This window comes from Microcystis sp. LE19-195.1E, from assembly GCF_027532095.1.
Classification (GTDB): Bacteria; Cyanobacteriota; Cyanobacteriia; order Cyanobacteriales; family Microcystaceae; genus Microcystis; species Microcystis aeruginosa.
The window spans coordinates 1-6,703 of the sequence record NZ_JAPZSZ010000004.1; the positions used below are offsets into that span (position 1 = coordinate 1).

The window sequence follows — 6,703 nt, forward strand, 5'->3', positions numbered from 1 at the left end:
TTGAAAATTTTTGCCTCAAACCCTATCTGCGTAAGGACTTCAGGATTTTGTGTCCAGTAGTCCCTTAGTATTATATTGCTTTAACTCAGGCTCTGTAAGACTTTGAGCCATAGCTAGTATATTTATACGGGGGAAGTTCAGGAATAAATCTAAAAATCTTGTTGGATAATATTTTTAGGCTTTTTTGAAATCAAAAAGTGCCAGCCATTGGAGTGATCGGGGGGAAAATTCAGGGACTTTTTCCCTGAAAATGGGTAAAACCCTACACCCCACACCCCACACCCTACCCCCACGAAAAACTTTTTCAGCAGACCCTACCTAGGAATGGCACTGCCCCCTAGACGACTAGAAAGAAACTTCGCTAATATCATCTAACCCTGACATTAGCTAACTTTGTTAGATAAGAACTTTTTTAGGAATTATGATCGGCCTATAATAATAACTGTAGTCACCCCTATCCTTTAGCGATAATTCTTGGTTTAGGGTTGATGTCCTTCAGCGCAAGCGAGATTGGTTATGAAAATTAGCGAACTAGAAAACTACTTGGCTCAGGTTAAGTCAGAGATTGGTGACATCGATATCGTCTATCAATGTCACAGCCAGCACTATAGTTGGTTGGACAAAATGAGAAGCCATCAACTGAAAGTGTTAAAAAATACCGTAGACACTAAACTATTAATTTCTCTGCAATAGCCATTTTCTCTTGCTAGATGCCGGCAAGGTAATCCGGTCTGTCTAATCTGCTTAACAGTTTATCTTTTCTTCACTGTCGATAGGTTCTTAAACCAGCCGCGTCGCCAAAAGAAAATGATTAAACTGAAAGCAATGGTTAGCATCAATACCCAGACGAACACATAGCCCCAATACCATTCTAATTCGGGCATATTATAGGGGGATTTATCAGTATTAAAGTTCATGCCATAAATACCGACAATGAAGGTGAGCGGGATAAAAATCGTCGAGATTACCGTTAAAGTTTTCATAATCTCGTTCATTTTATTACTCACGGAAGACAGGTAAAAATCCATTAAACCATTGGCAAATTCCCGGTAATTTTCGATAACATCGAGGATTTGTACCACATGGTCATAACAGTCCCGTAGATAGGGTTTAATCGTTGTATCGATGACAATATACTCATCCCGTAAAAGCGCATTGAGGGTGTCCCTTTGCGGCCAAATTGCTCGTCGCAGGGAGAGTAATTCCTGACGTAGTTGGTAAATTTTTGATAAAGTCTGCTCCGTGGGACTAGCTAAAATTTCGTTTTCTAACTCCTCGATTCTTTCTCCGTAGGACTCTAAAACAGGAAAATAACCGTCAATAATGGCATCCCAAATCGAGTAGGCTAAATAACCCGATTTTTGCTGCCGGATGGAACCTTTATTTAAACGGATTCTTTCCCTAACTCCCTCTAAAGAATCGTATTGTCCTTCTTCCTGCACGGTTAAAACATAATTCTTCCCGACTATTAAACTGATTTGTTCTAGCAAAAAACCCTGATGATCGATCAGGATGGCCATCGGCACTATTATTAAAATATAATTCTCGCATTCTTCCACTTTTGGTCTTTGGGGAATACTGACTATATCCTCAAGGGTTAAGGGATGTAAATGAAAAATTTCTCCCAACTCTTGCAGTTTATCTTCATTACCCAAACCGACGATATCAATCCAAGAGATGGAATCATTGGATAAATATTTAAGACAGTCTTGAGGTAAGAGATTATTAACTATAGTCGCTTGTTGAGAATTATAATTAATTAAAAATATCTCGGTAGCAACGGCATTTTCATCCATGGTGATTAACCCCGGCATCGTACCGGGTTGATTATAGTGATAATCATAAAGGTGGGGTTTTGTCTGGGAGGATTTTCGCCCTTTTTTATACCTAGTTAATCTTTTGTTATTGCTCATAGTTGAGATCGATCGCTGTTTGCCTTTTTCTTAGCATTGATCGCTCAAACATTCCTCAATTTTTAGCTAACTTTAAGATTGTCCCAGACTCTTAAAAAACGAAGATTAAACGTAAATGCCAATTCTTAGCCGTTTCCCTCTCGATTTCGATGCGACGGATAAACTCGCGAAAATAAAAACGGCGCTCGATTTCCGATAAATCTCGCCAAAATTGCGGAAAAGCAACGGCACGAGCGATAATAGTCAGGTTATCGGGGGGTAATTGGTCTAAACGTCCTTGAATCTGCGCGATCTCGTTTTTCAGTTTATAGGCCCGTAGATTAGCCGTTTCTTGATCTAAAATTCCCGCCGCTTCTAGGGAGGGCAATTGCGACAAAATATCGTTTTTTTGCCCTATTTCCTCGCTCATTCCCCGTTTGATCCCCTCTAAATCCGGTAAAGATATCTGAGCGATCGTCGGTGGTAGGTCTTGACAAATGCGCTCGATTGTGCTACCGAGAATTTTCTCATAAGCGATCGCCGAACATTTTTTTGTCCGGGGACATTGCAAAGGTCGCAAATAGAGGTATTCTAGGCCCTTTCCTCGCGCCGTCACTTTGGTAATCGTCATCCCCGATTGACATTGACTACAGACGACTAAACCCGCTAAGGAACGCGGGGCGCTGGCACTGCGGGGGGGTAATTTGCGATTATTTCTCAGGATGCGATCGATCTGGGCCGCTTCTTCCCGGGAGATAATCGGGGTGTGGGTATCGGGGATAATATCTTGACCGAGATAGCACAAATCGCCGCGATAAACGGGATTAGTCAGCCATTTATGGGCAGTAGCTACCGATATCTTCTTACCGTAGCGTTTTTCTAGATAGCGCACCGTGGAACGCAGGGAAGCGGAAATCAAAAAGCGATCAAAAAAGTCTTTGACTACCGGCGCGGTACTGCGATCGAGTATATAACGCTCCTTGCCACGACGATAACCGTAGGGTGCTTTTCCGGGGGGAGGTAAAGCTTGCAGACGATTGTGAGCGTGACCTGCTTTTAAACGGTTACTTAGTTCGTTTTTTGATATTTCTTGCAGAATCTTGGCAAAATTCAGCTTATAATCCGGGTCTTCTAGGGCAATTATATCTATGTCGAGGGCTTCTAAGGATTGTAAAATTTTGCTAACTTCCGTGCCATTGTCTCCCAATTCTGCTAGGCGACGCAGGATCAGCAGTCGGGGGGGAGTCCCTTGACAATCGCGGAGCAGTTGCTGCCGTTGTGAGCGATCGCCAAAATCCTGATACACTTGTTCGGGAGAATAGGTCGAAATCGAGGCATCGGGGGGACTATCAAGCAGGGGATTGGTATAGGTGTAGGCGATAATTTTCATGTTTTGCCGAAATCCTGGTATAGATAAGCTGTACTGCCTTGAAACCGCGTCTTGAAAAGTTTAGTACAAATGCTCGAACTACCTCTCCCCGCTCCCAACTCCGGCACTCATAGACAGTCTTAACCAGTAATTTAGATAGGGTTTGCTGAAAAAGCTTTTCCTGGAGGCAGGGTGTGGGGTGTGGGGTGTGGGGTGTGGGGTTTTACCGATTTTGAGGTAGTCAATTACCTAATTTTCAGGGAAAAAGTACCTGAATTTTCCCCCCGATCCCCGCAACGGCTGGCACTTTTTGAGGAAAAAAAAGTCTAAAAGTCTTATCCAACAAGGTTTTTAGATTTATTCAGCAGACCCTAGATAGTCAACAGCTTACCTGCGGGCGAATGGAAAAGGAATTTCTGCCCATCTCCCTAACCCCCGCCAGCTGGCGATCGTTCCGCTAGACTTGGCAATTTCTAGGCCGGGCGCAATTCGTCTAGGGAGAGGGTAAAGAGCGAAGGAAAACCGTGAGTATGGCGGTAATAATCGCGACGGTTACGGGGATAATCAGCGATTTCGCCCCTTTTAAATCGGATATATCCTTAACTAGCCCCGATTGTTCGTTTTCTAGCCTTTCTAACCGCTTATCCATTCCCTCGACTTTCTCGATTAATTTTGCCTGTCCTACCTCTAGTTTTGTCAGGCGATCATCGATTCGATCGATCTTTCCCTCGATCCGCGTCAGGATGGCTTCTAGGGAATAGGTGACGGTTTCTCCCGATTGACTCATAAACTAAATTCCTTGTTGCGGGGGATACTTCGCATTCTATCACTCCCGAAAGATGGCAGAATTACCAATCCAGAGGCAACGGCAACGATTATCAGCCTACAATATTACTAGGCGATCGAATAATCTCCGAAATTCAGATGAGTCAATTAAGATCTATTTCTGGGAAAAAGTTCGCCAAAATTTGAGAACGTCATTGAGAATTCAAGGTAGCCATCACATTTACTGTATTACTCGTTCAGACTGTCTATGAACCATCGTCAACAATTAATTCAAGAACTCGAACAAGCACCTGATGATCTAATAGAAACCGTGTTAGATTTTTTACATCGAGTTCAGGCAACAGGCAACAGTCATCCTCTGGCCAATTTTTCAGGCATTTTAAGCGATTCAGAGGCACAAGAACTGCAACAAGCCATTAAAACAGAATGTCGTCAGTTGGTAAGGATTGCATCACCTACAAAAACAGCCTACAATATTTAGACTAAATCCAGTTATTGAAGACTGATTATTTACACAACCCCGTAGAAATGTTAGATTTTAGGGGTGGTGATAATTTATCTATCTATCCCTCCCATTGATCGATCTAGGAGATAAGCAATGAAAATGAAAGTTATCGTTCACGAGGCGGAGGAAGGTGGCTTCTGGGGGGAAGTCCCGGCGCTCCCCGGCTGTGCCACCCAAGCAGAAACTTTCGAGGAACTACTAGAGAATTTACACGAGGCGATCGAAGGTTGTCTATCCATAGATGTGGAATCCTTGCCGACCGATCCGAAAACTCGGATTCTAGAGATAGCGATATGAAATCGATTTCTGGGAAAAAGTTCGCCAAAATTTTAGAGCGTCACGGATGGGAATTATTGAGAATTCAAGGTAGCCATCACATTTACTGTCAGCTGGATAATCCCACCCGTATCTCTGTGCCGATTCACGGAAATCAGGATTTAAAAATCGGATTACTCAAGCATTTTTTGAAACAAGCGGGACTTTCTGAAGAAGATATTTGATCAATGCGATCGTTGTAATTCCGTCACTCCCGAAAGATCGCAGAATTACCAATAACGATTATCAGCCTACAATATTACTAGGCGATCGAATATTCCCCGAAATTCAGATGAGTCAATCCCCCGTCACCGATTCCCTAGAAATTATCCTGACAAATATCACGGAAAAATTAGACTCTTTACAGAAAGATTTCACCGATCTAAAAGTAGATATGGCCGAGGTGAAAACCGAACTCAAGATTATTGATAGGCGATTGGAAAAAGTAGAGGGAACACAGGACGCTTTAATTCAGGATGTATCCGACCTTAAGGGAACAAAATCGTTGATTATTCCCGTGGTAGTGGCAGTATTAACCAGTATTCTGACTCTGCTGGTGCGATCGATCCCTAATCCTTAAAAGTTTCCCCGTTTGTATAGTAAATTCGTAGGTCGGGTTGAGGCAACGAAACCCGACATAGATCCTCGGTGGTTGGGTTTCACTCTGTTCAACCTAACCACCGGCAACTTATCCCTCGTTCCGACGACCTTTAACCCCCAGTAAACCCAATCCGAACAGGGACAACGCCGCGATCGCACTAGGTTCGGGAGTGCTGGCCACCGGACCGGTTATCTCGGTTGCGTTGATCTGGAAACTGTTAAAAACGTTACTGGGAAAGAAACTCGCTCCACTACCAAACCTGGCTCCCGAGAACGTGGCGATGCCCGTCGGGGTTTGAATCGTACTAGAAGCGCTCCAGAGGAAATCTCCACTGGTACTGGTAACGTATAACCAGTATTTAGTACCGGCGGTAAACGTGAAGGGGCCAGTGGGAGTGAAGGTGTAGTCAAAATTTCCCGCTCCTTGAGGGGTGGGATTGGTGAAACTGGCGAGGACGGTACTGCCCGGATCGCTACCCCCGACATCATTGCGGATCTGGACTAGGGGAGTCTCTCCTGGATCGTAGCCACTGAGTCGCAGGATGGCGTTGTCGAGGCTGTAATTGTTACCCGCGGGCAGGGTAAAGGCGAGTGCTTTTATTTCAGTAGTGCTCAAAAAAGTACCACCATTATCATTGGCTTGCGGTAGATTCCCGATGATAACCGCCGCGCGGACAGGGTTTACCCCCCCCCTATTAGTACAAGTGAACTACTGATTCCCGCCAACACCAAAGACGTAGATAAGGTTTTCATGATCTCTAAAAAAGTTAAGAAATTATGTAGATTAGCCTATCGCAGCCGTCTCTTCTTTTCACCTATTGATTAGATTTTGTTATCATTTACCGTCTGGTATGATATTTGATTTTATAGGGTGTTGACAAAATAGCTAGAAAGTGGTAAGCAACATCGGGCAGTTTCTGGTCGTGCCAAGTGCGATTCCTTTAGGGAGAGGGTAATAGATCCTCGGTGGTTGGGTTTCACTCCGTATTAACCCGAAGTGATGTTTTTTTATCAAAAAAACTCGATCGCTTAATTGCGATCGAGTCAAGAAAAAACAGACTAATTAGGGCTTGCTGAATAAAGGTGAAATGTAGACAAGGTAAGGGTTTTGTGGCTTTTCTCGCGAAACAGGTGCAAGATTTTGAGAGAATCGTGCTTCAAAACCTTGCGTCTTCATCGGCCCGCGTCCTGTAGGGGCGAAGCATTCGGATAAAAAATCTACGGTTTCACCGATAG

General features: G+C 43.9%; 9 protein-coding genes. 5 read left to right on the forward strand and 4 right to left on the reverse strand.

Going from position 1 to position 6,703, the window contains the following annotated elements:
* The first annotated feature begins 184 nt into the window (after positions 1-184).
* On the forward strand, positions 185-322 hold the full coding sequence (locus O9300_RS00155) for a hypothetical protein (RefSeq protein ID WP_287969293.1): 138 nt from the start codon (positions 185-187) through the stop codon (positions 320-322).
* A 430-nt stretch (positions 323-752) separates the two neighbouring features.
* Here O9300_RS00155 and corA read toward each other — a convergent pair whose 3' ends face one another.
* The 3 genes from corA to O9300_RS00170 all read right to left on the reverse strand — a co-directional run bounded on the left by corA (position 753) and on the right by O9300_RS00170 (position 4,048).
* Positions 753-1,913, reverse strand: coding sequence for a magnesium/cobalt transporter CorA (gene corA / locus O9300_RS00160; RefSeq protein ID WP_287969280.1), 1,161 nt, complete (start codon positions 1,911-1,913; stop codon positions 753-755).
* 91 nt (positions 1,914-2,004) lie between these two features.
* On the reverse strand, positions 2,005-3,282 hold the full coding sequence (locus O9300_RS00165) for a recombinase family protein (RefSeq protein WP_287969282.1): 1,278 nt from the start codon (positions 3,280-3,282) through the stop codon (positions 2,005-2,007).
* Positions 3,283-3,754: 472 nt separating this feature from the next.
* Positions 3,755-4,048: a hypothetical protein gene (locus tag O9300_RS00170; RefSeq protein ID WP_002759475.1), complete on the reverse strand. Its 294-nt coding sequence runs from the start codon at positions 4,046-4,048 to the stop codon at positions 3,755-3,757.
* A gap of 246 nt (positions 4,049-4,294) precedes the next feature.
* On the opposite strand from O9300_RS00170, the gene O9300_RS00175 reads away from it, so the two are divergent.
* The 4 genes from O9300_RS00175 (at position 4,295) to O9300_RS00190 (ending at position 5,447) form a co-directional block, all read left to right on the forward strand.
* Positions 4,295-4,528 (forward strand): hypothetical protein, encoded by a 234-nt coding sequence (locus tag O9300_RS00175; RefSeq protein ID WP_004162600.1) that lies wholly within the window; start codon positions 4,295-4,297, stop codon positions 4,526-4,528.
* Between the two features lie 117 nt (positions 4,529-4,645).
* On the forward strand, positions 4,646-4,849 hold the full coding sequence (locus O9300_RS00180; RefSeq protein ID WP_002737783.1) for a type II toxin-antitoxin system HicB family antitoxin: 204 nt from the start codon (positions 4,646-4,648) through the stop codon (positions 4,847-4,849).
* Positions 4,846-5,052, forward strand: coding sequence for a type II toxin-antitoxin system HicA family toxin (locus O9300_RS00185; RefSeq protein WP_002759477.1), 207 nt, complete (start codon positions 4,846-4,848; stop codon positions 5,050-5,052). Before O9300_RS00180 ends, O9300_RS00185 begins: the two co-directional genes overlap by 4 nt.
* Before the next feature lie 107 nt (positions 5,053-5,159).
* Complete coding sequence (locus tag O9300_RS00190) at positions 5,160-5,447, forward strand: shikimate dehydrogenase (RefSeq protein WP_287969287.1); 288 nt, start codon at positions 5,160-5,162, stop codon at positions 5,445-5,447.
* Between the two features lie 108 nt (positions 5,448-5,555).
* Here the strand turns inward: O9300_RS00190 and O9300_RS00195 are convergent, their stop codons facing one another.
* Positions 5,556-6,128, reverse strand: coding sequence for a choice-of-anchor R domain-containing protein (locus O9300_RS00195; RefSeq protein ID WP_353851534.1), 573 nt, complete (start codon positions 6,126-6,128; stop codon positions 5,556-5,558).
* Between the last annotated feature and the right edge of the window lie 575 nt (positions 6,129-6,703).